This is a genomic window from Kitasatospora sp. NBC_01246 (assembly GCF_036226505.1).
In the GTDB taxonomy this organism is placed as follows: domain Bacteria; phylum Actinomycetota; class Actinomycetes; order Streptomycetales; family Streptomycetaceae; genus Kitasatospora.
On the sequence record NZ_CP108484.1, the window covers coordinates 286,986 to 312,260 of the forward strand.

The 25,275-nt window shown below is 74.0% G+C and carries 26 protein-coding genes; 10 read left to right on the plus strand and 16 right to left on the minus strand.

Annotated elements, in window-relative coordinates; all coding sequences use genetic code 11:
- Positions 1-34 precede the first annotated feature (34 nt).
- The 6 genes from OG618_RS01235 to OG618_RS01260 all read right to left on the minus strand — a co-directional run bounded on the left by OG618_RS01235 (position 35) and on the right by OG618_RS01260 (position 4,648).
- A complete protein-coding gene (locus tag OG618_RS01235) occupies positions 35-334 on the minus strand; it encodes a hypothetical protein (protein ID WP_329485208.1) in 300 nt (99 codons plus the stop codon).
- Positions 335-555: 221 nt separating this feature from the next.
- Entirely contained in the window at positions 556-1,410 is an 855-nt protein-coding gene (locus OG618_RS01240) for a glutathione S-transferase C-terminal domain-containing protein (RefSeq protein WP_329485209.1), read from the minus strand.
- A 104-nt stretch (positions 1,411-1,514) separates the two neighbouring features.
- Positions 1,515-1,637, minus strand: a complete 123-nt coding sequence (locus OG618_RS01245) for a hypothetical protein (protein ID WP_329485210.1) — start codon at positions 1,635-1,637, stop codon at positions 1,515-1,517.
- Between the two features lie 317 nt (positions 1,638-1,954).
- Entirely contained in the window at positions 1,955-2,974 is a 1,020-nt protein-coding gene (locus tag OG618_RS01250; protein ID WP_329485211.1) for an LLM class flavin-dependent oxidoreductase, read from the minus strand.
- Positions 2,975-3,243: 269 nt separating this feature from the next.
- Entirely contained in the window at positions 3,244-3,582 is a 339-nt protein-coding gene (locus OG618_RS01255; RefSeq protein WP_380391752.1) for a beta/gamma crystallin domain-containing protein, read from the minus strand.
- Between the two features lie 343 nt (positions 3,583-3,925).
- Complete coding sequence (locus OG618_RS01260; protein WP_329485213.1) at positions 3,926-4,648, minus strand: TetR/AcrR family transcriptional regulator; 723 nt, start codon at positions 4,646-4,648, stop codon at positions 3,926-3,928.
- 131 nt (positions 4,649-4,779) lie between these two features.
- Here OG618_RS01260 and OG618_RS01265 point away from each other — a divergent pair, with 131 nt between their 5' ends.
- A complete protein-coding gene (locus tag OG618_RS01265) occupies positions 4,780-5,952 on the plus strand; it encodes an FAD-dependent oxidoreductase (RefSeq protein WP_329485214.1) in 1,173 nt (390 codons plus the stop codon).
- A gap of 60 nt (positions 5,953-6,012) precedes the next feature.
- On the opposite strand, the gene OG618_RS01270 is transcribed toward OG618_RS01265, so the two are convergent.
- Complete coding sequence (locus tag OG618_RS01270) at positions 6,013-7,485, minus strand: FAD-dependent monooxygenase (RefSeq protein WP_329485215.1); 1,473 nt, start codon at positions 7,483-7,485, stop codon at positions 6,013-6,015.
- A 91-nt stretch (positions 7,486-7,576) separates the two neighbouring features.
- Here OG618_RS01270 and OG618_RS01275 point away from each other — a divergent pair, with 91 nt between their 5' ends.
- A complete protein-coding gene (locus OG618_RS01275; protein WP_329485216.1) occupies positions 7,577-8,218 on the plus strand; it encodes a TetR/AcrR family transcriptional regulator C-terminal domain-containing protein in 642 nt (213 codons plus the stop codon).
- Positions 8,219-8,255: 37 nt separating this feature from the next.
- Here OG618_RS01275 and OG618_RS01280 read toward each other — a convergent pair whose 3' ends face one another.
- A complete protein-coding gene (locus OG618_RS01280; protein WP_329485217.1) occupies positions 8,256-9,002 on the minus strand; it encodes a phosphotransferase family protein in 747 nt (248 codons plus the stop codon).
- 200 nt (positions 9,003-9,202) lie between these two features.
- Here OG618_RS01280 and OG618_RS01285 point away from each other — a divergent pair, with 200 nt between their 5' ends.
- Entirely contained in the window at positions 9,203-9,415 is a 213-nt protein-coding gene (locus OG618_RS01285) for a hypothetical protein (protein WP_329485218.1), read from the plus strand.
- A 70-nt stretch (positions 9,416-9,485) separates the two neighbouring features.
- Here OG618_RS01285 and OG618_RS01290 read toward each other — a convergent pair whose 3' ends face one another.
- Both OG618_RS01290 and OG618_RS01295 read right to left on the minus strand, forming a co-directional pair.
- Positions 9,486-10,151, minus strand: a complete 666-nt coding sequence (locus OG618_RS01290) for a response regulator transcription factor (RefSeq protein WP_329485219.1) — start codon at positions 10,149-10,151, stop codon at positions 9,486-9,488.
- Positions 10,148-11,437 carry a sensor histidine kinase gene (locus tag OG618_RS01295; RefSeq protein WP_329485220.1) on the minus strand — a complete coding sequence of 430 codons (1,290 nt, stop codon included), beginning with the start codon at positions 11,435-11,437 and terminating at the stop codon, positions 10,148-10,150. Before OG618_RS01295 ends, OG618_RS01290 begins: the two co-directional genes overlap by 4 nt.
- A gap of 326 nt (positions 11,438-11,763) precedes the next feature.
- Between OG618_RS01295 and OG618_RS01300 the strand changes: the two genes are divergently transcribed.
- Entirely contained in the window at positions 11,764-13,257 is a 1,494-nt protein-coding gene (locus OG618_RS01300) for an alpha/beta hydrolase family protein (RefSeq protein ID WP_329491974.1), read from the plus strand.
- A 190-nt stretch (positions 13,258-13,447) separates the two neighbouring features.
- Positions 13,448-14,737 (plus strand): amidohydrolase family protein, encoded by a 1,290-nt coding sequence (locus tag OG618_RS01305; protein ID WP_329485221.1) that lies wholly within the window; start codon positions 13,448-13,450, stop codon positions 14,735-14,737.
- A 66-nt stretch (positions 14,738-14,803) separates the two neighbouring features.
- Here the strand turns inward: OG618_RS01305 and OG618_RS01310 are convergent, their stop codons facing one another.
- The 3 genes from OG618_RS01310 to OG618_RS01320 form a co-directional block, all read right to left on the minus strand.
- A complete protein-coding gene (locus tag OG618_RS01310) occupies positions 14,804-15,265 on the minus strand; it encodes an ester cyclase (protein ID WP_329485222.1) in 462 nt (153 codons plus the stop codon).
- A gap of 322 nt (positions 15,266-15,587) precedes the next feature.
- Complete coding sequence (locus tag OG618_RS01315) at positions 15,588-16,343, minus strand: dienelactone hydrolase family protein (protein WP_329485223.1); 756 nt, start codon at positions 16,341-16,343, stop codon at positions 15,588-15,590.
- A 398-nt stretch (positions 16,344-16,741) separates the two neighbouring features.
- Positions 16,742-17,383, minus strand: coding sequence for a DJ-1/PfpI family protein (locus OG618_RS01320; RefSeq protein ID WP_329485224.1), 642 nt, complete (start codon positions 17,381-17,383; stop codon positions 16,742-16,744).
- 71 nt (positions 17,384-17,454) lie between these two features.
- Between OG618_RS01320 and OG618_RS01325 the strand changes: the two genes are divergently transcribed.
- A complete protein-coding gene (locus tag OG618_RS01325) occupies positions 17,455-18,408 on the plus strand; it encodes a DJ-1/PfpI family protein (RefSeq protein WP_329485226.1) in 954 nt (317 codons plus the stop codon).
- A 221-nt stretch (positions 18,409-18,629) separates the two neighbouring features.
- Here OG618_RS01325 and OG618_RS01330 read toward each other — a convergent pair whose 3' ends face one another.
- Together OG618_RS01330 and OG618_RS01335 are read right to left on the minus strand one after the other, a co-directional pair.
- Positions 18,630-18,851, minus strand: a complete 222-nt coding sequence (locus OG618_RS01330; RefSeq protein WP_329485227.1) for a hypothetical protein — start codon at positions 18,849-18,851, stop codon at positions 18,630-18,632.
- Positions 18,852-18,954: 103 nt separating this feature from the next.
- Entirely contained in the window at positions 18,955-19,347 is a 393-nt protein-coding gene (locus OG618_RS01335) for a hypothetical protein (RefSeq protein ID WP_329485228.1), read from the minus strand.
- 214 nt (positions 19,348-19,561) lie between these two features.
- Between OG618_RS01335 and OG618_RS01340 the strand changes: the two genes are divergently transcribed.
- Positions 19,562-21,943: an FHA domain-containing protein gene (locus OG618_RS01340; protein WP_329485229.1), complete on the plus strand. Its 2,382-nt coding sequence runs from the start codon at positions 19,562-19,564 to the stop codon at positions 21,941-21,943.
- Positions 21,944-22,018: 75 nt separating this feature from the next.
- Here OG618_RS01340 and OG618_RS01345 read toward each other — a convergent pair whose 3' ends face one another.
- Entirely contained in the window at positions 22,019-22,183 is a 165-nt protein-coding gene (locus OG618_RS01345) for a hypothetical protein (protein ID WP_329485230.1), read from the minus strand.
- Between the two features lie 451 nt (positions 22,184-22,634).
- On the opposite strand from OG618_RS01345, the gene OG618_RS01350 reads away from it, so the two are divergent.
- From OG618_RS01350 to OG618_RS01360, 3 genes are read left to right on the plus strand one after another with little or no spacing between them, the layout of a single operon-like run.
- Positions 22,635-23,438 carry an alpha/beta fold hydrolase gene (locus OG618_RS01350; protein ID WP_329485231.1) on the plus strand — a complete coding sequence of 268 codons (804 nt, stop codon included), beginning with the start codon at positions 22,635-22,637 and terminating at the stop codon, positions 23,436-23,438.
- Complete coding sequence (locus OG618_RS01355) at positions 23,438-24,844, plus strand: PP2C family protein-serine/threonine phosphatase (RefSeq protein WP_329485232.1); 1,407 nt, start codon at positions 23,438-23,440, stop codon at positions 24,842-24,844. Before OG618_RS01350 ends, OG618_RS01355 begins: the two co-directional genes overlap by 1 nt.
- Positions 24,841-25,152, plus strand: a complete 312-nt coding sequence (locus tag OG618_RS01360; RefSeq protein ID WP_329485233.1) for an STAS domain-containing protein — start codon at positions 24,841-24,843, stop codon at positions 25,150-25,152. Before OG618_RS01355 ends, OG618_RS01360 begins: the two co-directional genes overlap by 4 nt.
- The last annotated feature ends 123 nt before the right edge of the window (positions 25,153-25,275 follow it).

The following is a 25,275-nucleotide window of genomic DNA, read 5'->3' on the forward strand; positions in this document are numbered from 1 at the left end:
CTCGGCGCCGCCGGGGTGCACGTGTCAGGAGTCGCTATGCCGCGCCGGTGGTCCCGGGCGCGACGTACCGGCGGTGGAGCGGGGCGAAGGACACCTCCGGAGCCCCGCTGATCCGGGCCGTCGCGATCGCGGGGGTGAGGCGCTGGGCCATGAACGCCTCGAACGCCTCCCGGGACTCCCACACATCGGTCACGTGGAGGCCCCGCGCGTCGAACCAGGCCACATGCAGCTGTCCCCCGGCCCCGGGGACCTGCTCCCAGTCCACGGCGTCCCGCACCGTGTCGTACTGCTCCGGAGTCGCGTCGGCCCAGAGCATCGACATCACCACGGCCATGACCACTCCTCCTTCATCGGCGTCCAGGTATCTACCCCGACCGGCCAACCCCCGGCCGCCACCACGCGCACGCCGTGACAGCCGAGCGGACCAGCCGCCTCTCCGACCTCTCCGACCTCTCCGGCATCGACGGGAACGAGGTGGGCGACGGGGCGCGGCCAGAGCAACGGGCTACCGGCACAGGTAGGGGCTCGTGGTGACCACCCGGCCGACGCCGCCGCTCAACCGGAGTGCACCCGCCGCTGGGCGTGCTCCGCCCAGTCGACGATCTGGATCGCCGCGCCCGCGGCCTCCTCGCCCTGGCAGCGGGTGTGGTGGCGGCGGGCGATGCCGTCCAGATCGAGGTGGCGGCCGAAGGCGGGGTGTCCGGCGAGCCGCCGGGCGTGGGCCCACACCCGGGAGTGCTCGGCGATGCGATGCACGGCGGTGGCGTCCAGGTGCCAGCGGTGCACGGTGTCCAGCCGCACCAGGGTCACCCAGAGCTCCACGTCCGCGAGGGTCAGCTCCTCGCCCAGCAGGAACTCCCGGGTGGCCAGGCGGTGCTCGATCGCGGCCAGCCCGTCGAGCAGGCTACGCAGGGCCGTCGCGCGCTCGGCCGCGGTGGCGTCGGCCCGGCCGGCGCGTTGGGCCGGGGCGTTGATGCTCCGCTCGCACAGCTCCCGGACCGCCTCGATCGCCGTGTCGAGGCCGCACGGGTGGAGGTCGGGGCCGGGGAACCGCCGGGCCAGGTCGGTGAGGATCTCGGTGGTGTCGGTGCTGACGATCCGTCCGCTCCAGCTGTCGCTGAGCACCGGCGCCACGGCCGGCCCGGGGTACTGGTGCGCGCTCGCCTCGTACAGCGGCCGCAGCGCCAGGTACCCGCCGGCGCCGTCGTCCGGCAGCGCCGGCAGCAGGGTCACCGGGAGGGTGTCGTCGAGGCCGAGGAGGCTGTGGGTGACGGCGATCTGCAGACAGTGCGGACAGGACAGCGTGAGGTGCAGCCGGTAGCGGTGCGGCACGGCGTAGTACCCGCTGCGGGCGTCGCGGCCGATCCGGCCGCGGAGGGAGGGGACGGCGGAGGAGGAGGCGTCGGACATGGGTCTCCCAGGGGTCGGGGGTGCGCGCACGCGTGTGCGACGCATCGGGTGCGGGAGGAGCGGGGGAGGGCGGAACTCGGGGCGGGCGAGTGCCCGGTGGGGAATCAGACGGCGAGGGCCGCCGGGCCGTGGGGAGCGGGCGCTCCTGCCAGGCTGCTGCAGACCCGCTGCAGGTCGATGTGGCGGCGGCACGTCAGCACCGGGCGCAGCCGGACAGCGTGGGCCACGCCATCGACGACCGGCTCCGCGTGCCTCACGGCTCTCCCACCCACGTTCGAGGATTCCTGCTCCGGAGTGTCATCCCGGATCCGCGCCGCGTCAAGGGCCCCGGCACCGGAGGACCGGCCGTCCCGCATGGTGGGACGCGCGTCCCGCTCCGGCCGGACCGGCGCACCCGCAGAAGACGGAGGCTCATAGCGAACGCCGGTGCGCCGGCCGTGGGTTCACCCCCGGGTCCCGGCGGGGCCGCCGAGGAGCGGGGCCCGGCCGGCGCCCCCTGACTTCACGTCAGGCGCGCCGCGGGGACGGCCGCGGCAGGGGTGTCTCAGTGCGCGGGCCGCCAGCCGAGCGCGGGGCCGAGGCCGGTGGCGATGTCGGTGAGGATCTGGACGTAGTCCTCGAAGTCGAAGGAGAACGGCAGTGCGAAGACGACCTCGTCGACCTCCCGGAACCCGGCGTGGGCGTAGAGCTGCTCGGCGATCTCGGCGGACGTGCCGATCAGGTCCGGGGCGAAGAGCATCCGCGCCGGCCCCTGCGGGGCGGTGGTGCGCGGGATCCGACTCCGCACGTACGCGCGGTACTTGGCGCGCTGCTGCGCCGAGGCCCCGTCGGTGGGGATGACGACCAGCCCCTGGGAGACCCGGGCGCTGGCACCGGCGGGGTGGTGGGCGCGGAAGGCGGCGATCTGCGAGCGCTGGATCTCGGCGAAGTCCTCCGACTCCTCGGCCCGCACCACGCTGCTGGTGAGCAGGCTCAGCCCCTGCTCGCCCGCCCACCGGGCCGAGCGCAGGCTCCCGCCGCCGTACCACAGGCGGTCCGCCAGGCCGGGCGCGACGGGCTGGACGCGGTCGGAGTACACCTCGATGCCCTCGGTCCCGCTGAAGTCGGTGGCCCGCTCGCCGCGGACGAAGTCCAGCAGCCGGCGCACCCGTTCGTAGCTGAAGTCCTCGGCCTCGGCGGTGTCGGGGTAGAGCGCGGGGGCGATCCGGTCGTAGTGCCCGGGACGGCCCACGCTGACACCGGGGTTGAGCCTGCCGCCGGACAGGAGGTCGACGGTCGCCAGGTCCTCGGCCAGCCGCAGGGGGTTCTCCCACCCCAGCGGGATGACCGCCGTGCCCAGGTGGATGCGGCTGGTGCGCTGGGTGGCCGCGGCCAGCACCGCGACGGGCGAGGAGATCCCGTACTGCAGGTGCCGGTGGCGCAGCCAGGCGCTGTCGAATCCCAGGCGCTCGCCGAGTTCGACGAGCCGCAGCGTCGACTCGTGCCCGTGGCGGGGATCGGCCGGGTCGAACAGGCCGATGGTCAGGAATCCCAGCTTCCGAAGCGGTTGCGAGGGCGAGGGCACCGGTTCCTCCGTCCTCCGCGACGGGCCCGGTCGGAGCTGCGCGGTTCGACTGTCACGGCCCGGATTTCGATCACCGGACGTCGGCCCCACACTCACACAACGCCCGGCGGCGCTCAAGTGCTCCACCGGAAGCGCAATCCGGGGAAACACGCACGTGACGCGCCCGTCAAGGACCGCGCGGTCCGGGGGCGAGAGACGTCGCCCGGTCGGTTCCACGTGGGCCGCCGCCCGCGCGCAGGGCGGCGGACCGCCGGGGAACCGTCAACGCGTCAGAGGATCTGGATGTCCTTCACCTTCGGAGGGTTGTTGGGGAAGGTGATGTCGTGCCAGCGGTCGATCCGCACCGAGTCGCCGTTGGCGTCGTAGTAGATCAGGTCGTTGTTCCCGGTGGAGATGCGGTCGACCCACCAGTTGCCGAAGCTCGTCCTTCCGGCGTTCGCGTAGCAGTCGACGCTCTGGCGCCCGTCGAGGTGCGACCAGATCTTCAGGAAGTCCTCGCCGCCGACGCACTCCACGTGGTTGATGGCGTAGGCGTTGCCGCTCGGCAGGGTGATGGTGAACGCGGTGGCCGTGGCGAGTGCCACGGCCAGGGAACGCGCGAGCCTCATCTTCTTCGAAAGCACGAGCTCTCCTTGCTGGGGGGGGACCGACGCATGGTGCCCGGCCCGTCGGCGGTGTCGCGCCCTGGCGGAGCGTTGAGGTCGCCGAGGCACGGAACCGGCGGGAGACCGCCCCGGGCCCCGGCCGGGGCCGGGGCCGAGGGGGTCCGGGACAGCCAACATAGCGACCGCCGTTCCCCCGTCCGGCGGATACGTTCCGGACACGAATGACCGGGGAGGAATTTCACCCGTTCGTGGAGAGCGGCTCCCACGGGGCCGGCCGAGGAGCCGGGGATTTCCGGATCCGGAGCCAGTGGCGACGGTGCGGCACCCGGCGGCCGAACGGCCGGGGTCAGACCTCGCGCGCGGGCCCGGTCGCCGGCGGGGCCGCCGCTCGGAGCCGGGCGGTGATGCCGGTCAGGATCAGGTCGATGCCGGTGAGGAACTCCTCGCGGTCGTCGTGCTCGCGCATCTGGCCGGCGACGGTGCGGACGAACGCGAACTCGTCGGGGTCGAGCTCCGCCCAGGCGGTGGAGGTGGCGGCCAGGAAGGCGGTCCGGCTCGTCGGCGGGCGGTGGGTGGCGGCCGCGACGGCGTTGGCGGCGTTCTGGTTGCTCACCCCGAGGATGTAGTGCAGCAGGGCGGACGCCGAGCCGAACAGCTCGGGTTCGGGGACGCCGAGGGCCTGGACCTGGCGGCCGATGCCTTCCATCAGGCGCAGCAGCGGCGACGGCGAGAAGGGCCGGGCGAGCTGGGCGCCGGCCCAGGGGTGGGCGTCGATCGCGTCGAAGACGCCCAGCGCCAGGGAGCGGACGGCCTGCTGCGGCGTGCTGCCGGGGGCGGCGGCGGTGAGGGCGCCGGTGAGGACGGCGGCGGTGGCCGCGCCGAGGAGCTCGTCCTTGTTCGCGATGTGCCAGTAGATCGCGCCGGGGCCGGTGGCGAGCTGCTGCGCCAGGGCGCGGAAGGTGAGACCGCCCTCGCCGGACCGGTCGAGGAGTTCGACGGCCGTCTCGACGATGCGCTCGCGGGAGAGCGGCTCCTCCCGCCGCTCGGCGCGGCGCGCGCTGGTTGCCATGCCTCCATCCTGGCACACCTGGAACACCGTTCCAGTTTGACAGGGCTGGAACGGTGTTCCAGTCTGGCCCTGGAACGACGTTCCATGGTTCGGCCAGGCGGAGACCGCCCGCGAGTAGAGAGGGCACCGCCATGACCACCGCACCGACCGTGCCGAACGCGCCCGGCACTCCCGGCACTCCCGTCACGATCATCGGCGCCGGGCTCGGCGGACTGGTGCTCGCCCGCGTCCTGCACGTCCACGGCATCCCCGCGACGGTCTACGAGGCCGAGCCCTCCCCGCAGGCCCGGACGCAGGGCGGCCAGCTCGACATCCACGAGCACGACGGGCAGCGCGCGCTGGCGGCGGCCGGCCTCACCGAGGAGTTCCGCGCGATCATCCACGAGGGCGGCGAGGCCTCCCGGGTGCTCGACCGGCACGGCACGGTGCTGCTGGACGAGCCCGACGACGGCACCGGCCGGCGCCCCGAGGTGCTCCGCGGCGACCTCCGCCGGATCCTGGTCGAATCGCTGCCCGAAGGGACGGTCGTCTGGGGGCGGAAGATCGCCGGGGCCCGGCCCCTCGGCGGCGGCCGGCACGAGGTGGCGTTCACGGACGGGTCGGCCGTGACCACCGGACTGCTCGTCGGCGCCGACGGCGCCTGGTCCCGGATCCGGCCCCTGCTCTCCGGGGCGGAGCCGGAGTACCTCGGCACGTGCTTCGTCGAGACCTACCTCTACGACGCCGACGAGCGGCACCCGGCGGCGGCCGCGGCGGTCGGCGCCGGGTCGATGTTCGCGCTCGCCCCCGGGCAGGGGATCTCCGCCCACCGGGAGGCCGAGGGAGTGCTGCACACCTACGTCCAGCTGACCCGCCCCGCCGACTGGATCTCCGGGATCGACTTCGCCGACGCGGACGCGGCCAGGGCCGCGGTGGCCGCCGAGTTCGAGGGGTGGGCGCCGCAGCTCACCGCGCTGATCACCGAGGGCGAGAGCGCACCCGTCGGGCGCGCCCTGCACACACTGCCGGTCGGACACCGCTGGGACCGCGTGCCCGGGGTGACGCTGCTCGGCGACGCCGCACACCTGGCGCCCCCGGCGGGCGAGGGCGCCAACCTCGCGATGCTCGACGGCGCCGAGCTCGGGCGGGCGATCGCCGCGCACCCCGGCGACACCGAAGCGGCCCTCGCCGCGTACGAGGCGGAGCTGTTCCCCCGCAGCGCGAGCGCCGCCACGCGTGCGTCCGCGATCCTGGACCTCTGCATCGGCGACCGGGCACCGTACGGGCTGGTCGAGTTCTTCACCGGCGGCGGACCGGTGGGGTGAGCCGCCGGTCCGGTCATGGACGGGGACTCCCCGAGGTTCGGGGCGGGTGCGGCGTGCGCGTCAGCGGGCCGCCACCGCAGCGGTTCCGACGCCGACCGACCGGAGGTAGCCGGCGAGGTCGGCGGCGTCCTCGGTGGCCAGCCCGACGTAGCCGTCCGGCCGGATCAGGAACAGCCCCCGGCCGTAGCCGTCCACCCGTCGCGAGCGGACCCCGGCCGGCACCGCCGGCGGTTCGCAGCCGGCCGCCACGAGGGTGAAGTGCGGCCCGCGCAGGACGTCGAACAGCCGGTCGCCGTTCGGGAGTTCCGCGTCGGGGGCGCGGTCGCCGGCCCGCACGGCGTCCTCGGGCAGGCCGCTGCGGCGCTCGATGCTGAGCGGGCCGCCCCGGTAGGCCAGGCCGAGTTGTTCGGTGCGCTCGCCGCGTCGGACCTGCTGCCCGTCGCCGTCACTGTCGGCGCCGCTGCGGGCGCGGTGCAGCGAAGTGCTGATCTCCAGCACGTCCGAGGCCACCGGCAGCCGTTCGGCCTCGTAGCTGTCCAGCAGGGCGGGGGCCGCGCCGTGCCCCAGCACCTGGCCGAGCTTCCAGCCGAGGTTGTAGGCGTCCTGGACGCTGGTGTTGAGGCCCTGACCGCCGGCCGGCGAGTGGATGTGCGCGGCATCGCCCGCCAGGAACACCCGGCCCTGGCGGAAGCGGTAGGCCAGTGCGGCGCGCGGGCGGAACCCGGAGGCCCAGCGGACCTCGGTCACCGCCGCCTCCGGAAGGTGGGTGCGGTCGGCCACGAGGCGCCGGATCGCGTCGACCGAGGTGTCCGGGGCGGTGTCGGGGTCACCGTCGTCGAACAACGCGAACAGCTGGAAGCCCGGCGTGCCGGGCAGCGGACAGAGCAGCAGGACGCCGCCCGGCGCCGTCGGCCAGATGTGCCAGTCGTCATGGTCCAGACCGCTGATCCGTACGTCCGCCACCAGGGCCGGGCGCGGATCCACCGTCTCACCGGCCATCGGGATGCCGACGGCCCGCCGCACGGTGCTCCGCCCGCCGTCGGCGGCGACCAGGTAGTCGGCGGTGACCGTGCGCGGGGCGCCGTCCGGGCCGGTGAGCCGCGCGGTCACGCCGTCGTCGTCCTGGGTCAGGTCGGTGAGCGCGGTGCCGAAGACCGCCTCGCCGCCCAGTTCCCGCAGGCGGGTGTGCAGGATCTCCTGGGTGCGCCACTGGGGCAGCATCCAGACTTCCGGGTACGGCACCGACGGGTCGCCCGGCTCCCGGCGTTCGATCAGGTCCCAGCGGGCGCCGCGCTCGCCGTCCGCCCAGCTCTGCATCCGCGGGTAGCGGCCGCCGGCGGCCAGCACCGCGTCGATCACGCCGAGGTCGTCGAGCACCTCCAGGGTGCGGGGCTGCAGGCCCTTGCCGCGGGAGCCCGGGAACAGGCCCGTTGCCCGGTCGACGAGCAGTGCGGACACGCCCCGGCGGGCGAGGTCGCAGGCGAGCGTGAGGCCGGTCGGCCCGGCCCCGACGATCAGCACTTCGGTGTGCATCCCAGTCTCCTTAACGTTGTTAAGTTGCGGTGCCCCGAGCGTGTCCTTAACGGTGTTAGATTGTCAAGCGGCGACGACGAGGAACGAGGACATGGCACCGAAACTGGACCGGGCACAGGTGGCCGACACCGCCCTGCGACTTCTCAACGAGGTCGGTCTCGAAGGCCTGACCCTGCGCCGGATCGCCACCGAGCTCGACGTCAAGGCACCCGCCCTGTACTGGCACTTCGCCAACAAGCAGGCACTGCTCGACGAACTCGCGACCGAGATGCTCCGCCGGATGCAGGCCGCCGGCCCCGCTCCCGCCGCCGACGCCCCCTGGGCCGACCACCTCACCGCCGCCTGCCGCGGACTGCGCCGCGCCCTGCTCGGCTACCGCGACGGCGCCAAGGTCTTCAGCGGCACCCGGCTCACCGACACCGGCCACGCCGCCGCGCTGGAGGGGTACCTCGCCGCCCTCCGCCGGGACGGCTTCGACCTGCCCGACGCCGTCGACGCCTACTTCACCGCCTACAGCTTCACCATCGGCTTCGTGATCGAGGAGCAGGCCGTCCACCCGATGCCCGGCGAACGCGCGCCCGGCTACGACGCCGCCGAACGGGCCGAGCGGATCGGCTCGGCCCACCCGCTCGCGGCCGACGCCGGCGCGGACCTGTTCGGCGGGTACGACCGGCGGTTCGAGCGCGGCCTGGCCATCCTCGTCGCCGGCATCGCCGCCCGGCCCGGGAGCTGAACAGGGCGACGACGAACTCGGCGGACCGGCAGCAGCCTCACATCCGGGCTCTCAGCACATCGACCTCACAGCCCGGTGCGAAGGGGTCGAAGCCGTGCTCGATCAGCCAGCGAACCGCCAGCAGGCTCCGCAACGACCACCACGCGTGGATCACGTCGAGGTCGAGGTCGGTGCCGTAGCCGCCGATGACGTCGTCGAGGTGCTCCTCGTGCCCGAGCGTGAAGGTGGCGAGGTCGTACAGGGCGTCACCCCGACCCGCCTCGGACCAGTCGATGATGCCGGTGACCTCGCCGCCGTCGACGAACACGTGCGCGATCTGCAGATCGCCGTGCGTGAACACCGGAGTCCACGGCCGGAGCGCGGCCTCGGCGACCCGGCGGTTACGGGTGACCAGGTCGCCGGGCAGGACGCCGTTCGCCACGAGCGCCTCGCACTCGGCGTCGAGTTCCGCCGCCAGCGCGACGATGCTCCGGCCGGCCCGGCCCGTTCGGGGCGGCAGCGGCGCGTCGTGCAGCTTCCGGATGGCGGCGCCCGCCGCGGCCCACGCCGCCGGTGACCCGGTCGACGGCCCGCCGAGGCGCCCGAGCGTCGCCCCCGGGAGCGCGGCGATCGCGAGCACCGGCGGCTTGCGCCACAGGACCTTCGGGGTCGGGACCGGCGCGAGGGACATCGCCTCGACCTCGACGTCGATGCGCGACTGATCGGCGTCCACCTTCAGGAACACCCCGCCGACGCGCAGGGTCGCGCGCTCGGAGTGGGCGACCACGACCTCGACCTCATCCATGGCCGACCAGTATCCCGGGGACGCCCGCCGATGTCGCCGGATTTGTCGTGTGCGGGGACGCGCCCCGCCCGACCGCGTCCCGCTGCCGAGCCGGGCGGCCCGGCTCGCCGCACGCACCCGCCCGGCTGCCCCGGGCTGGGGCCGGTGGAAGGCTGGAGGTGTGCACGCGCGGGGCAGCCGTGCCGCCGCTCACGCCGCCCGTGCCGCAGCAGCCTCGGGGGACGGCCGCCGCCGGCCCGCGCTCCCGTGCCGGGCACGGGGTGATCGCCGGGACGGCCGCCACCGTCCGGCGCGCGGCGAAAGGGGACCACGATGACGGGACGAGAATACTGAGCTGCGCCACCATGAAGAAGCCGGTCAAGCTCGGCAGTCGGGAGATCGCCTCCGAGGAACGGACGTTGGACGACCTGTGACAGGACCTCGGCGCCCTGCAGGGCTCACCCGACGCCACGGCCGCCCACCTCGCGCTGCTGCGACAGCGGATCACGCCGGGTGGATGAGGCGGCTGTCGTAGGCGAAGATCACGGCCTGGACCCTGTCGCGGAGTTCGAGCTTCTGCAGGATCCGCCCCAGATGGGACTTCACCGTCCCCTCCGCGAGGTACAGGGTGGCCGCGATCTCGCTGTTGGACAGGCCGCGGCCCACCTGGACGAGCACCTCGCGTTCACGGGCGCTGAGCCGGCTCAGCCGGTCGTCGCCGTCGGTGCCGCTGCCGCCGCCGGGGATGTGCGGGCGGAAGTTCTCCAGCAGGCGGCGGGTGATCCGCGGGGACACCACCGCGTCGCCCGCGGCGACGTTGCGTATCGCGGTGAGCAGTTCCTCGGGCCTGGTGTTCTTCAGCAGGAAGCCCGAGGCTCCGGCGTTGAGTCCGGCGAAGGCGTATTCGTCCAGGTCGAAGGTGGTGAGGATGAGCACTCTGCTCTGCGGGGCGGTCTCGACGAGCTGCCGGGTCGCCTCGATCCCGTCCGTCCCGGGCATCCGGACGTCCATCAGGACGACGTCGGGGCGCAGCTCCCGGGCGAGGCGCACGGCCTCGGCGCCGTCGGCGGCTTCGCCGACCGGTGCCATGTCGGGCTGGGCCTCCAGGACGGTGGCGAAGGCCATCCGGAGCAGGGCTTCGTCGTCGGCGATCAGGATGCGGATGGTCATGCGGACGACGCTCCGCCGCTGTCGAGGAGGAGGCGGGTACGGACTCCCCAGCCGCCCTCCGGGAGAGGTCCGGCCTGCAGCGCGCCCCCGTAGGCGGCCGAGCGCTCGCGCATGCCGGGGATGCCGTGGCCGGACGGTGCGGCGGCGGGCCGTGGCCGGTGGGGGCCGCTGTCGGTGACGTCCACGGTGACGGCCTCGGTCGAGCACCGGATCCGGACCGTCGCGCGGGTGCCGGCGGGGGTGTGCTTCAGGGTGTTGGTCAAGGCTTCCTGTACCAGGCGGTAGACGGTGAGTTGCGCGGTGGCGGGGATGTGGGTGTGGCCGCCGTGGACCTCCAGGCCGGTCGGCAGCCCGGCGGCGCACATCTGGTCGGCGAGCGCCTCCAGTTGGGCGATGCCGGGCAGCGGGTGGCGCTCCGCGTCCGGCTCGTCGGTCCGCAGGATGCCGAGCGAGCGCCGCATGTCGGTCAGGGCCTGTCGGCCGGTCTCGGAGATCTGGAGCATCGCGGCGGTGGCCTTGTCGGGCGACCGGTGCTGCGCGTAGACGGCGGCGTCGGTGAGCGCGACCATGACGGACAGGTTGTGGGTGACGATGTCGTGCATCTCCCGGGTGATGCGTGTCCTCTCCTCGGCGACGGCCAGGCGCGCCTGCTGGTCCTGTTGCTGTCTCAGGCGGTCGGCCCGTTCCTCCAGGGCCGCGAGGTAGGCGCGCGTGGTCCGCACGTTCACACCGAGCACGGCGGCGGCGACGACCATCGCGGTGACCGCGACGAAGGGGGTCAGGAACGCGCCGTGCGGCGCCCAGCGCAGGCAGGCCAGCAGGGCGCCGGCCTCGACGAGGGCACCGGCGACGAGCGTCCCGCGGCGGCCCGAGTTCGCGGCCGCCGTGTAGAGCGCCACCAGCAGGGCCACGTCGGCGGGCAGTTGGATGCCCATCAGCCACTGGACGAAGGCCGCGGCCGTCACGGCGGCGAACACCGTGAGCGGGGCCCGGCGCCGCCACAGCAGGGGCAGCGCGAGGGCGGCGGTGAGGGCCACGGCCGCCGGGAACTCGTGCGACCCGTCCGTGGTCACGATGTTGAGCAGCAGGAGCGCCGGCAACAGCGAGTCCCAGACCAGGGGTGGCAGCCGGACGCCCCGGCGCCAGGCGGCGGGTGCCGGTCGCGCCGCCCGCCCGGTGGCCGGGTCGGCGTACCGCGCCGGCCGCAGGGCCGTACGCGCCAACCGCCCCCGGTCGCGGCGGCGGCCCGGGTGGGTGGCGCCGGGTTCCGCGGCCGCCTCGGTCATCACACGTCCCTGTCGTTCCAGCACCGGCGTGGCCCCGGCCGGGGCCACGTCCGCGTACCACCCGCAGCCGAGGCGGGTACGGTAAACGTCCGCCTCGCGCCGCACGGCAGGTACCGCGGCCCTGCTCACGGTAGGTCACGGGCCCCGCGACGCACATGAGTCCAGCGACTGATCGGCACCGGGCCGCATACGACCGCAGGAGGAGCCGCGCCACCTCCCGTGGTCGCAGGCCGGCCGCTGGTCCGGCGCAGCCGGTTGCCACCGCGGTCGTACGGGGCCCGCTCCGGATGACGACCGCGGTCGTGCCCGGCGACGACCCGGGATCGATGTGGCGGCGCAGGCCCGGCGCCGACGATGGGCGGGTGACCGAGATCATCACGGGGCTGTCCATGTCCCCCCTGGAAATAGTTGTCCTGCTGGGCGCCGTCGCACTGGTGGTGGCGCGCTGGCTGCCCCCCGCCGCCCGCCCGCGCGTCACGATCGCGGCCGGGGCGGTCGAGGTGCTGTCCGCGATCCTGCTGGCCATGGCGGGAGTCCGCTGGCAGATGCTGCCGGTACTGGCGGGCGCCGCCTTCGCGTTGCCGTTCGCCGTCCTTCCCCTGCGGCGACGCCGTACCGGCCGGCCCGCGTGGCGGGCCCGCTGGTGGCTGGCGCTGCCCGGATCACTGGCCTGCGCCGGCCTGATCGCCACCGGCCCGGCGGCCGCCTGGGCCTTCCCCGTACCCGTCTTCCCCGAGCCGTCGGGCGACTTCGCGGTCGGCACCCGGGTGGTGCAGTGGACCGACCCGCTGCGCCCCGAGACCTTCACCGCCGACCCGGACGACCGGCGCACGGTCGTGGTCCAGCTCTGGTACCCCGCGCAGCGGAGCCCCTCGGGCACGCGGCGGGCCCAGTACCTCGGACGCACGGAGCAGGAGGCGCGTACCGTCTCCGACGCCCTCGCCCGGGGGGTCGGCCTGCCGGGATTCCTGGTCGACGGGGTTCCGCGCGCCCGCTCCCGCTCGGTCTTCGACGCCCCGGTGGACGGTGGCGGGGGCCGGTTCCCCGTCGTGCTGTTCTCTCCCGGGTCGGGCGGGGTGCGCACCCAGAACACCGCCTGGGCGGAGGAACTGGCCAGCCACGGGTACGTGGTCGCCGCCCTCGACCATCCGTACGACTCCGCCGCCGTCGTCCTCGCCGACGGCCGGACGATCACCACCGAGACCGCCTCCAGCGGCGACCCGGACGAGGACGAGAAGCTCGCGGCCGGCTGGACCGCGATCCGGGCCGCCGACCTCGGCTTCGTCCTCACCCAGTTGGACGGTCTGGACCGCGGTGCGATCGCCGACCCGCTGAACGGACGCCTGGACACCGGCCGGGTCGCGGTGGCCGGCCATTCCATGGGTGGGGCCGCGGCGCTGCAGGCGGCCCGGCAGGACCGCCGGTTCGACGCCGTCATCGACCTGGACGGCTTCCCCCACGGCCCGACCTCGCCGTCCCTCGTCCAGCCGGTGCTCGCGCTCACCCAGGCCATCACCCCGGCGACCGACGCCCGCTACCTGCCCCGCCTCACCGAGGCGCTCGGGTCCAGTACCGCGACGAGCTACCGGCTCACCGTCCCCGGCGCCGCGCACCTCACCTTCATGGACGGCCCCCTCTATCTGCCGCCCGTGCCCTCGATCGTCGGCACCCTGGGCCGCGTCGAGAGCCCGCGCGTCGTCGCCGCGGCCACCCGCGCCTTCCTGGACGCCGTCCTGCGAGGCGCACCCGGCGACCAGGCCGGCGACCTGGCCGCCGTCCTCCCGGCGTACGGCGAGCTCAGCGTCCACCGCCCCGGATAGCCGCCGCCGAAGAACCGCTGAGCTCGTGTGGGGTCGGTGCCGTCCGCGGACGGCACCGACCCCGCACCGGTGGGTCGGTGCGGGTCGTAGACTCCCTGCGTGGCGGGCGGCTTCCGCGCCGGTGAGGTCGAGGACCTCGGGTGGCCTCTCGCCGTCCCGCGCTCTTCAGGATCCCCCGGGGGTGGACGCCATGGCCACGGCAACGACGATCGTGAACGCCAAGGTGTTCGACGGCACGAGGTCGCGGGACTGGACTTCGGTCCGGTTCGCCGACGGGCTGATCACCGAGTGCTCGGCGGCCCCGGCCACCCGGGACGGCGACGACGTCGTCGACGCGGGTGGCGGAACGGTGTTCCCCGGACTGATCGACGCGCACGTGCACCTCGTCCCCGGCGCCCTCGCACAGTCGTTGGCGTTCGGCGTCACCACCGTTCTCGACATGTTCAGCAAGCCCGACCTGGTGGCGCGGGCCAAGGAGCAGGCCGGTTCCCGTCCGGACGTGGCCGATGTGCGTTCCTCGGGTGTCGGTGCCACGGCGCCCGACGGACACCCGTCGCTGATGTACGCCCCGTTCCCGACCCTGACCGCCGCCGACCAGGCCGAGCGGTTCGTCGCGGAGCGGATCGCGGCGGGTTCGGACTATCTGAAGATCATCTCCGGCACCGGCGGTCTCTGGCCGTCGTTGGACTCCGGGACCGTCACCGCGCTGGTCACCGCCGCGCATGCCCGCGGCCTGCTCGTCGTCGCCCATGTGAGCTCGGTGGCCGGCGTCGAGGAGGTGGTGGCCGCCGGTGTCGACGTGCTGGCCCACGTCCCCGTGGACGCCGAGCTGGGCGAGGCTCTGGTCGGACGCATGGCCGAGGCCGGGATCGCGGTCGGTCCGACGCTCGCCACCATCGAGAACACCCTCGGTGAACCGGGTGGCGCGGCCGTGGCGGGCGACCCGCGGCTCGCCGGGCCGCTCGGCGAAGCCTGGACACGGCGGTTGACCTCGGCCGCCCCGGGCCGGCGCGGCCGGGCGATGCCTCCCTACACCCGGGCCGAGGAGAACGTACGGCGGCTGGCCGACGCGGGGATCACGCTGCTGGCGGGCACCGACGCCCCGAACCCGGGGACCGTGTTCGGGGCGAGCCTGCACCGGGAGCTGGAGCTCCTGGTCCGGTGCGGCATCGGCCCGGCGCGGGCCCTGGCCGCCGCCACGGCCGAGCCGGCCCGGGTCTTCGGCCTCGCCGACCGGGGACGCATCGCGGCCGGGCGGCGCGCGGATCTGGTCCTGGTGTCCGGTGACCCGTTGACGGACATCACCGCGACCCGCGCGATCGAACGGATCTGGCGCGGGGGCACGGCCTGTGACCGACGCACCTTCGTCGCGAGCCCCGCCGAGGCCGAGCAGCTCGACGCCTTCGACGCCCAGGTCGCCAGGGCGGTGGCGGCCGTGCGCGAACGCCGGTCCCCCTTCGCCCCGAGGAGGGCCCGCTGACCGCGAGCCGGCACGACGCGTGGTCCCCGGCCGCTCCGACCGGCGCAGCCTGGGCCTGGCAGGGTGTCAGCCGGGACCGCTCCCGGGCGCCGCTCTCGCGGCGGCCCTGATCTCCTCGGTCGACAGTCCGGCCTGTTCGCAGAGCGTGGCGAGGTCGAAGTAGATCCGCTCGCCCGCCATCCGGCCGTCCTTGAACGGCGCGACGTTGGCGAACGGCACCACGAACGACCCGCCACCCGGCGGGACACCGAGCCAGGGGCCGCCGCTCGTGCCGCGCAGCTCGCCCCAGACGACGATCACGTCGTCGCCGAAGGTCATGCCCTGGTCGACGGGCACGATGTCGGGGAAGGCGGTGAAGAAGGCCGCGTAAGCGGCACGGGTGGCCGCCTTCCCCTCGACCCGGCGTCCGAGGGCAACCGTCTCGAAGAAGCAGTCGTCGGTGAAGGTCGCGAGCACGGCATCGAAGTCGCGCGCTCTCTCGGCTTCGCGGTGGACCTCGAAGAGGTGCAGCATCTCGTCACGTTGCATGCCAACGTTCTCCCGTCGGCCGGGCCCCGCCCAACGCAAGAGACCCGTTCATCAGCCGTTCGGCCCCCGGCGTCACGCGACGGACCGGCGGACCGGCGGGCGCCGCCCGAGCCCGTCGAGTTCTCCCCGGTGGACGTGGTCCGCGGCGACATCCCGCCGGACACCCGCCGGGGCCGACGTCGGGACGGTCCCGGCCCTGCCACACGCGCGCAACAGGGCGTGCCCGGTCCGGGCCTGCGGGCTCTTCTCCCACGTGACGCACGGCGGCGAACACCGGTGTCCCCGACACCGCCTCGTTCGCACTCCATGCCAGCCAGGAGATTCACCCGACCCGTCCGTTTCGGACCGGCGTGGCCACGGTGCGGTCCAGGAGTGGGAGCAGCCGGTCCCAGTGGCGCTCCAGCCCGGACGGGCTGAAGGCGTCGGTGTCGGCCATGGTGAAGCCGTGGAGGGTGCCGGGGTAGATCTCGGAGGTGTGGTCGACACCCGCGACGTCCAGGGCCCGGTTGAGCTCGGCGAGTGCCTCGGGTGTCATGTCGCCCTCGGCATGGCCGAGGTGGACCTGGGCGGTGAGCCTGGAGAGGAGGCCGGGCCCGTCGGCGCCCACGGGGCCGTGGAACGCGGCGACGGCGGCCACCCGGCCGGGGTGGGCCGCGGCGGTGCGCACCGCCAGGAGACCGCCGACGCAGTAGCCGGTCACCGCGACCGGACCGTCGCCGACCTCGGGCCGGGTGGTCAGGAATCCGAGGTAGGCCTCGGCGTCGCTCAGGGCGCGCTCGGCGGTGTGCGCCTCGATCAAGGGCATCAGCTGGGCGAAGACCGCGGGCCGGGCCTCCGCTCCGATGTGCGCGGGAAGGTCGAGCACCGGTGTCGGGCCGTGCCGGTAGAGGACGTTGGGGACCAGCACGTAGTATCCGTGCCCGGCCAGTTCGAGGGCCAGCTCCCGCAGCACGGGCCGGATACCGAAGCCGTCGGCGTACATCAGCACCCCGGGGTGCCGCTCGCCGTCGTCGGGGAAGGCGGCGAACGCGTCGGCCTCGCCGTCCGGGGTGGGAATCCGCAGCGTCTCGATGGGCATGAACTCTCCTGTCGTGGTTGATGTGTCGAACCCGTGGTCAACACGACAAGGGGTGGAGCCCGGGCGGCGGCGCCGGGTGCGGGCCGAGAACCCGGGCGCCGCGACGCGCCGGGCGGGCCGCTCCTCGGCCGGCCGGGCTGCCCTCCCTCGAACAGCCGTCCCGTACCGGCCCGTTCGGCGCTCAGGAGAGCACCGGGTCGCCGATCCGTGTGTGGCGCGAGGCCGTCCCGGTAGTCATGGTCACGAAGCGTAGTCCACCGGACCGGGCCGCGGCCGGGACGGCATGCCGACTTGGCGGTTGGCAAGGATGATCTCGGCCAACGGTGCGGGGGCGACCTGGCGGCGTCCGGCCCGCCGCCGCGCGACCGGGCCGGACGGGATCCGGACACCCACCGCGATCAGGGCCGCCCGGCCCCGGCGGCGGTGCTCTCGGGCGTCCAGGTGTATTCCATCTGGCGGGCGGTGCGGCGGGCGAGCCGTTCGCCGAGGAGCCGGCCCACGAGGTGCAGGCTGGCGTCGATCCCCGCGCTGATCCCGGCGGAGGTGACGATGTCGCCGTCGTCGACCCACCGGACGTCGGTGCGCACCCGGATGCCGGGCCAACGCCGGGCCAGCTCCTCCTGGTCCTCCCAGTGGGTCGTGGCCGGGCGGCCGTCCAGCGCTCCGGTGGCGGCGAGCAGGAAGGCCCCGGTGCAGATGCTGAACGTCAGCGCGGAGGTCTCCCGGCGCCGGGCCAGCCAGTCGATCACCTCCCGGTCCGCCTCGACCGCCGTGGTGACACCGCCGGGGATCACCAGCACGTCGAAGGGCGGATCCTCGTCCAGGGTGTGATCCGCCAGGATCCCGAGCCCGCCGCGCGCACGGACCGGGCGGTCGCCGGCCGCGACCGTCACGACGCGCAGCAGGGGCCTGTCGTCGGCGGTGCGGGCCAGCCGGCCGGCGGTGCTGAAGACCTCGAAGGGGCCGCCCATGTCGAGGACCTCGACCTCGTCGAAGAGGAGCATTCCGAAGGTGAGCGGTGCGGTGCTGTCGATTGGCATGCCATCAGGTTCGGGCCTCGCGGGCCTCGCCGGACAGTGTCGGAAACGACGCGTGCCGCTAGGATTCCGCCATGCGTAGCCACCGGATCGCCTGCCTGGCCTTCGACGGCATGGCTCCGTTCGAACTCTCCACGGTCGCCGAGGTGTTCGCGGTCCCCCGGCCGGAGCTGGCGGTGGACTGGTGGTACCGGTTCGAGCTGTGCGCCGAGACCCCCGGACCGCACCGGGTCGTCGGGGGCTTCGACATCGTGGTGCACCACGGGCTGGACCGCCTCCGGTACGCCGACACCGTCATCGTCCCGGGGGTCGCGGACGTGCGCCGTGAGGTCGCCCCGGCCGTGCTGGACGCGCTGCGGGACGCGCACGCGCGAGGAGCGCGCGTGGTGTCCATCTGCAGCGGCGCCTTCGCCCTGGCCGCCGCCGGCCTGCTGGACGGGAAGGAGGCGACCACGCACTGGCGGCACGCGCGGCTGCTCCAGGAACGTCATCCGGCGGTGGCGGTCGACGCGTCGGTGCTCTACGTCGACCACGGGTCGGTCGTCACCGCCGCCGGAACCGCCGCCGGCATCGACGTCTGCCTGCACCTCGTCCGCACCGACCACGGCGCCGACGTCGCCGCCCGGGTGGCCCGCCGCATGGTGGTGGCCGTACACCGCGAGGGCGGCCAGGCCCAGTTCGCGGAGCATCCGGTGGGCAGGGCGCCGTCCGACGATCCGGTCGACACCGCCATGCGGTTCGCGCGGGACAACCTGCACCGGCGCCTCGCCGTCGAGGAACTGGCCGGGCTCGCGCACCTGTCGGTCCGGCAGTTCGAACGCCGCTTCGTCGACGCGGCCGGTCTGCCGCCGGGACGCTGGATCACCCGGGAGCGGATCCGGGCCGGCGCCGTCCTGCTGGAGTCCGAGGACCAGCCGATCGAGGGGGTGGCCGCCCGGGTGGGACTGACCGTCGCGGGCTTTCGCCACCACTTCCGGGAGACGATGGGCGTCAGCCCCGCCGTGTACCGGCGCCAGTTCCGGCGCTGACCGGCAGGGTCGACGCCTCCGGGCGTCACGTGGTCCTGGTGGCCCCGGCCCGGCGACTCGTCGTGTGGCCGGTCCAGGTCCGGCAGCCCGGCCGCGCCGGCGAAGCGAGGTCGCCGAAGAGAGGTCGCCGGAGTGAAGTCGCCGGAGAGAGCGCGGCGAACGCCCGGGTGATCGGGCGGCCGCCGCAGGTCAGGACCACGCGGCGGCACGCACGGAGCCGGTCAGATCTGCCGGTCCGGGTCGGAGAAGGTCAGGCCGCCGACGCCGAGCGGGCGCCGCACCGGGGCGGGCTCGTCGACGGTCTCGGTGGGCGGCTGGCGGAAGTCGGCGCCCTGCTCGACCGGCAGCGGTCGGTGGCCGCCGGACTGGGCGGGCACGGCGGAGGCATCGGCGACGGGCTCGGAGAACGCGGGCAGCCCGAGGCTGCGACGGTCAGGGGTCATGATCCCAGTCTCGCAGCAGAGCGGCGTGAACCAAAGCACGATCGACGTGACGAAGATCCGGCCCCGCCGGCGGCACGGACCCCGGCCCGCTTCGTCGGGCCCGCTACCAGAGGGTGGCCGGTCCGGTGAGGACCCAGCCGGTGTCGGTGGGCCTGACCCAGAAGCCCAGGGCCAGCTCGATCCTCCGGCCGCGGCAGGTGAGCTCCACGTAGAGGTGGCTGCTGGTGGGCCCCCAACTGAAGTCGGCGAGGTCGAGGTCGCCCAGCCAGGACAGGTCCCGCTCCCACGCGTCGGCCGCGGGGCCGCGCACCGCCCCGGCCTCCTCGGCGCCGGTTTCGCGAGCGCCCGCCCACAGGGACGTGAGCACGTGCCGGACCGGCGCGTGATCGACGAGCTGTTCGGCCTCGGAGATCCTTCCGGACCGCAGCAGGCCGAAGTAGCGGCGGACGACGGCTTCGACATCGGTCTCGGCGGGGAGCTCAGTCCAGGTCTTCACCAGCGGGATCGTAGACGCCCTCCGGCGCCGGTCCGCGCGGGGCGGCCGACCGGGGCACGGGCGGGCTCGTACGCGGGCCGCTGTCCCGGTCCCGGGGGTGACCGGAACCCCGGCCGTCACCCGCCGTAACCGAGCGCCGCCCCCACGTCCGCGGCCCCGCCGGGGGCCCGGCCGGCTGGGGAACTATCGGGCCGACTCGTCTAGCATCGGTGGTATGGCAGAGCGAGAATTCGCGCTCACCGCGCCGCAGCTCCTCATCGAGACCGACAGTGACTCGCAGGTGATGAGCCCGGGGCACAGCTACGCCGTCGGGCGTGACCCCACCAGCGACGTCGTGCTCACCGACCCAAGGGTGTCCTGGCACCACGCCGTCCTGCACGTCGACGACGGCCACTGGATGCTCGACGACGCCGGCTCCACCAACGGCACCTTCTGCCAGGGCCACCGCGTCCGGCACCTGGACGTCGGCCCCGGGTACATCCTGCGGTTCGGCAACGCCTCCGACGGCCCCTGTTGCACCCTGAGCGCCCTGCACAAGCCGACCGTGGTCAGGGACCCGCAACCCTCCGCGCTGACCGCCATCACCGGCCTGGACCGGCCGCCGACCAGCGTCCGCCGGCTGCCCGCCAAGGTGATCCGGATCGGCCGGGCGCCCGACAACGACCTGGTGCTCGGTGACCTGTCCGTCTCCCGGCACCACGCCGAACTGCGCGCCCATTCCGACGGCCGGTACGAGATCGCCGACCTGGACAGCCACAACGGCACCTACCTCAACGGCCTGCCGATCCGGCAGGCCCTGGTCGGCCCCGCCGACATCGTCGGCATCGGCCACTCCGCCTTCTGCCTGGTCGGCGACCAGTTGCAGGAGTTCGTCGACACCGGCGACATCGACCTCGACGTCGAAGGCCTCACCGTCGAGGTGGGCGACGGCCGCGTCCTGCTCGACAAGGTCTCCTTCCCGGTCGGCCAGCACTGCCTGCTCGCCGTCGCCGGTCCGAGCGGCGCCGGCAAGTCCACCCTGCTCAACGCTCTCACCGGCCTGCGTCCCGCCGACCGCGGCACCGTGCGCTACGACGGCCGCGACCTGTACCACGACTACGCGGAACTGCGGCACCGCATCGGCCTCGTGCCGCAGGACGACATCCTGCACACCCAGCTGACCGTCCGCCGGGCCCTCGGCTACGCCGGTGAGCTGCGCTTCCCCGGCGACACCGCCCCCGCCGAACGCTCCGCCCGGGTCGAGGAGGTGATCACCGAACTCGGTCTGACCAAACGCGCCGACCAGGTGATCTCCACCCTCTCCGGCGGCCAGCGCAAACGGGTCAGCGTCGCCCTCGAACTGCTCACCAAGCCGTCCCTGCTCTTCCTCGACGAGCCCACCAGCGGCCTCGACCCGGGCATGGACCGTTCGGTGATGCAGATGCTGCGCGGCCTGGCCGACGACGGGCACACCATCGTCGTGGTCACCCACAGCGTGCTCAGCCTCGACCTGTGCGACCGCCTGCTGCTGCTTGCCCCCGGCGGGCGCCTCGCCTGGTACGGGCCGCCCGGCGAGACCCTCGACCACTTCGGGTTCAAGCACTGGTCCGAGGCCTTCGAGGCGTTCGAGAACGAGACCGACCGCGACTGGGCGGGCCAGTACCGCGCCTCGCCGCCGTACAAGCGCTACATCGCGGGCGCGACCGCACGGCCGCCCCAATCCGGGCAGCTCGGACAGGCCGGGCAGCCCGGCGGCGCCGCCCCGGCGGCCGCCGTGGTGCAGCCCCTGCCCAAGCCCAAGCCGCGCGGCTGGAGCAAGCAGGTCTCCACCCTGGTACGGCGGTACGCCACCGCGCTCTCCGCCGACCGCACCTTCCTCGCCGTCATGATCGCTCTGCCGTTCGTCATGGGCGCCCTGACCCGGGCCCTGGCCGGCAGCCGCCTCGACGACTCCACCGCCCTCAACACCCTGCTCATCCTCTGCGTCAGCGGCGTACTGATCGGCGCCGCCAACGCGGTGCGCGAACTGGTCAAGGAACGCAGTATCTACCAACGCGAGAGAGCCGTCGGCCTGTCCAGATCCGCGTACCTCTGCTCGAAGATCGTGGTGCTCGGAACCATCACCGTCGTCCAGTCGGTGGTCCTCACCATGGTCGCCCTGGCGGGGGTGCAGCTCGGACCACCGGGCACCGAGGGCGTCCTGCTGCCCCCGCTGCTCGAAATCACCCTCGCCGTCGCCCTGCTCTCGGTGACCGCGATGATGCTGGGCCTGGTGATCTCGGCGCTGGTGAAGAAGGAGGAGGTGACCATGCCGCTGCTGGTGCTAGTCGCCATCGTCCAGGTCGTCTTCTGCGGCGCACTGCTCCAGCTGAACGGCGCGCCGGTGCTCAATCAGCTCTCCTGGCTGGTCCCCTCCCGCTGGGCCTTCGCCGCGATGGCCGCCACCCTCGACCTCGGCGCGGCCTTCCCGGCCACCTTCAGCGACGACCCGCTCTTCACCCACTCCGTCGGCACCCTGCTGCTCGACCTGGGCATGATGGTCGTCCTCTCGGTGCTCTGCGGGGTGCTGGTCAGCCGACTGCTGCGCCGCCACGAGCCCGCCATCATGCGCGGGTAGCGAAAGCCACGGTGGGCGGGGTCGGGACGCGGGGCACCCCCACGACCGGGCGCACCCCTACGACCGGGTGGCCGCCTACGAGCAGGTCACCGGTACGAAGGCCGCTCCCCCGCCGGGCGGTTCGAGCACACGGCAGCCGAGCTGGTGCAGCCGGCGCAGCACCGCGCGGGCCTCGCGGTCGTTCAGCGAGAAGGCGGACGGGCCCGGGAGGAGCAGGGTCCCGATCCGGCCTTGCTCCACGTGTCTTTCGAGCCGTTCGAGTCCCGGCAGGCCGTCGGCCGGGCGGCGGCCGTCGTCCAGATAGGTACAGGGCGCCCCGGCAGCCCGTGGTCCCGCGCGAGCAGTTCCAGGGCCTGGCGCCGGCAGTCCGTCCCGGCCGGGTCACGGGGGTAGCAGCGGAGGTAGAGCGCGGTTCGCGCAGGATCTACCGGCCTTCCCTTGCCAATGAACATGCCACTCACCTGCCAGTGATCTCGGAGGAACCCCGTGCGGACCGCCGACTCCACCGGACACCACGGAACAGTGCGGGATACATGGCGGCCGGTACCTGTTCCGAGCGAACATTCCCTACGCATGCGGCCCACGAAAGGGTGGGGGCGGCCGGGTCCCGCAGCCGGCGCGGTGGCCGGGCGGGCCGTTCTCGTCGGGCCGACTGCGGTTACCTCCCCGGCGAGGTGGCAGGATGCGTGGCATGGACATTCGCCGCAGGAACAACGTGAGATTCGCCGGCCCCGCCGACGGGCCGGTGGTCGTGCTGGCGCACGGGTTCGGCTGCGACCAGAACATGTGGCGCCTGATCGTGCCGGCCCTGGCAGAGCGGTACCGGGTGGTGCTGTTCGACTACGTCGGTTCCGGTGGGTCCGACCTCTCGACCTGGAGCGAGGAGCGGTACTCCTCGCTCCGGGGCTACGCGCAGGACGTGGTGGAGGTGTGCGAGGAGCTGGACCTGCACGACGCGGTCTTCGTCGGGCACTCGGTCAGCGCGATGGTGGGGGTCCTGGCCGCCGAGGCGGCGCCGCAGCGGATCGGCGCGCTGGTGATGGTGGCCCCCTCACCGTGCTACATCGACGGGGAGGACTACCGGGGCGGCTTCAGCACGGAGGACATCGAGGAACTGCTGACCTCCCTGGAGTCGAACTACCTGGGCTGGTCCTCCGCCATGGCACCGGTGATCATGGGAAACCCGGAGCGGCCGGAGCTGGGGCAGGAGCTGACGAACAGCTTCTGCGCCACGGACCCGGACATCGCCCGGGTCTTCGCCCGGACCACCTTCCTCACCGACAGCCGCGGGGACCTCGCGAGCGTCCGGGTGCCGACCCTGGTCCTGGAGTGCTCCCAGGACGTGATCGCCCCACGCGAGGTCGGCGCGTACGTGCGGTCCGCGATCCCCTCCTCGCGCCTGGTCACCCTGGACGCCACCGGACACTGCCCGCAGCTGAGCGCGCCCGAGGCCACCGCCGAAGCGATCCTGGCCTTCCTGGAGGAGCGCCGGTGATGACCCGCCCCGGTGACGGACCGGAGCGGGCGGGAGCCGGCGATCAGGCCGCGACGACGGCCGCGTTCAGCGCTCTCCTGGAGGACAGCGCCGAGGACCTGTACGAGTCCGCGCCCTGCGGCTACCTGTCGACGCTGATGGACGGCACCATCGCCAAGATCAACACCACCCTGCTCGACTGGCTCGGCCTCGAACGCGCGGAGGTGGTGGGCCGGATGCGCTTCGCCGACCTCCTGACCGTCGGCGGAAAGCTGTACCACGAGACGCACTTCGCGCCGCTGCTGCAGATGCAGGGCGAACTGCACGGCATCGCGCTGGAGATGAGGACCGCGGCCAGGGGCCGCCTGCCGGTGCTGGTGTCCTCCGTGGTCAAGCGCGGCACCAGCGGGAAGCCGCTGCTGATCCGCAGCACCGTCTTCGACGCGTCCGACCGCCGCGCCTACGAGGCCGAACTCCTGCACCGCCGCCAGGACGCCGAGCGGGCCCGCGCCGAGGCGGAGCGGGCCCAGGCGGAGGCGGAGCGGGCCCGGGCGGAGGCCGAGCGGGCCGGCGCCGAGGCCGAGCGCGCACGGGCGCAGGCCGAAGCCGCCCTGCGGCAGGCCGAGGCCGACCGGCAGCGGTTGGCCGAGGCCCTCACCGTCCTGCAGAAGTCCCTCGTCCCCTCGTCACTGCCCGCCGTACCGGGGCTGGAGGCCGCCGCCTACTACCACACCGCCTCCCCCGACCGGCTCGGCGGCGACTTCTACGACCTGTTCCCCCTCGACGACGGCCGCTGGGCGTTCTTCCTCGGTGACGTGTGCGGCAAGGGGCCCCAGGCAGCCTCCCTCACCTCGCTCACCCGCTACACCCTGCGCGCCGCGGCCCTGCACGACCCCGAACCCGCCATGGCACTGACCACCCTCAACGCCGTCCTGCACGAGCACTATGCCGCCGCGGGCGACCCGCGCTACTGCACCGCCGTCTTCGGCGTCGTCGAACCCGCCGACGACGACGGCCGCGTCGGCGTGCGCATCGCCTCCGGCGGCCACCCCCCTGCCCTCGTCCTGCGCGCCGACGGCAGCACCGAGTACCTTCCCACCCCGGGCGGCCTGCTCATCGGTATCCTGCCCGACGCCCCGTTCACCACCGCCCGCACCACCCTGGCGCCCGGCGAGACGATCCTCCTCTACACCGACGGCCTCACCGAGGCCCGCACCGGCCCGACCCGGGAAAGCCTCTTCGGCGACGACGCCCTGCTCGCGTTCGCCGCCGACCACGCCCCCGCCCCACCCGACGAGACGATCAGCGCCCTCACCGCACTGCTGAAGAGCTTCGGCGACGGCCTGGACGACGACACCGCTCTGCTCGCCCTCGGCGTCCCCGCCACCGCCTCCCCCATCCGCCCGACGACGAACCCACGGCGATGAACCCACTGAACATCACCCACCGCGACGCGCCCACCGGCCCCGCTCTGCAGGTCGTCGGCGACCTCGACTACGAACACGCTCCCACCCTGCGCGCACGCGTGGAGTACCTCGCGCTGCGCCCCGGCCAGTGCCTGGTCATCGACCTGTCCGGCGTGGAGTTCTGCGACTCCAGCGGCATCACCGCCCTCCTCGCCGCCCGCCGCCACACCCAGGCCGCCGGTGCCGAGCTGACCCTGACCGCGGTGCCCGAGAACACCCTGCGCATCCTCGCGATCACGGGCCTCACCCAGATCTTCACCATCGTGTGAGGACGGGGCACCGGGCGGGCGCGGCCGACCGCCCCGGCGACCGCTCCGGCGACGGCTCCGGGACGGCGAGTCCGAGCACACGCAGCGGTTCGTCCGGGCACTCGCCCTGCGTCGACCACGTCC

Bases quoted from the DNA above. Each gene is read 5' to 3' on its own strand.
- OG618_RS01235 (WP_329485208.1), bottom strand. From the start codon at position 334: ATGGCCGTGGTGATGTCGATGCTCTGGGCCGACGCGACTCCGGAGCAG.
- OG618_RS01240 (WP_329485209.1), bottom strand. From the start codon at position 1,410: ATGTCCGACGCCTCCTCCTCCGCCGTCCCCTCCCTCCGCGGCCGGATC.
- OG618_RS01255 (WP_380391752.1), bottom strand. From the start codon at position 3,582: ATGAGGCTCGCGCGTTCCCTGGCCGTGGCACTCGCCACGGCCACCGCG.
- OG618_RS01260 (WP_329485213.1), bottom strand. From the start codon at position 4,648: ATGGCAACCAGCGCGCGCCGCGCCGAGCGGCGGGAGGAGCCGCTCTCC.
- OG618_RS01265 (WP_329485214.1), top strand. From the start codon at position 4,780: ATGACCACCGCACCGACCGTGCCGAACGCGCCCGGCACTCCCGGCACT.
- OG618_RS01270 (WP_329485215.1), bottom strand. From the start codon at position 7,485: ATGCACACCGAAGTGCTGATCGTCGGGGCCGGGCCGACCGGCCTCACG.
- OG618_RS01275 (WP_329485216.1), top strand. From the start codon at position 7,577: ATGGCACCGAAACTGGACCGGGCACAGGTGGCCGACACCGCCCTGCGA.
- OG618_RS01280 (WP_329485217.1), bottom strand. From the start codon at position 9,002: ATGGATGAGGTCGAGGTCGTGGTCGCCCACTCCGAGCGCGCGACCCTG.
- OG618_RS01290 (WP_329485219.1), bottom strand. From the start codon at position 10,151: ATGACCATCCGCATCCTGATCGCCGACGACGAAGCCCTGCTCCGGATG.
- OG618_RS01295 (WP_329485220.1), bottom strand. From the start codon at position 11,437: ATGACCGAGGCGGCCGCGGAACCCGGCGCCACCCACCCGGGCCGCCGC.
- OG618_RS01300 (WP_329491974.1), top strand. From the start codon at position 11,764: ATGTGGCGGCGCAGGCCCGGCGCCGACGATGGGCGGGTGACCGAGATC.
- OG618_RS01305 (WP_329485221.1), top strand. From the start codon at position 13,448: ATGGCCACGGCAACGACGATCGTGAACGCCAAGGTGTTCGACGGCACG.
- OG618_RS01310 (WP_329485222.1), bottom strand. From the start codon at position 15,265: ATGCAACGTGACGAGATGCTGCACCTCTTCGAGGTCCACCGCGAAGCC.
- OG618_RS01315 (WP_329485223.1), bottom strand. From the start codon at position 16,343: ATGCCCATCGAGACGCTGCGGATTCCCACCCCGGACGGCGAGGCCGAC.
- OG618_RS01320 (WP_329485224.1), bottom strand. From the start codon at position 17,383: ATGCCAATCGACAGCACCGCACCGCTCACCTTCGGAATGCTCCTCTTC.
- OG618_RS01325 (WP_329485226.1), top strand. From the start codon at position 17,455: ATGCGTAGCCACCGGATCGCCTGCCTGGCCTTCGACGGCATGGCTCCG.
- OG618_RS01330 (WP_329485227.1), bottom strand. From the start codon at position 18,851: ATGACCCCTGACCGTCGCAGCCTCGGGCTGCCCGCGTTCTCCGAGCCC.
- OG618_RS01340 (WP_329485229.1), top strand. From the start codon at position 19,562: ATGGCAGAGCGAGAATTCGCGCTCACCGCGCCGCAGCTCCTCATCGAG.
- OG618_RS01350 (WP_329485231.1), top strand. From the start codon at position 22,635: ATGGACATTCGCCGCAGGAACAACGTGAGATTCGCCGGCCCCGCCGAC.
- OG618_RS01355 (WP_329485232.1), top strand. From the start codon at position 23,438: ATGACCCGCCCCGGTGACGGACCGGAGCGGGCGGGAGCCGGCGATCAG.
- OG618_RS01360 (WP_329485233.1), top strand. From the start codon at position 24,841: ATGAACCCACTGAACATCACCCACCGCGACGCGCCCACCGGCCCCGCT.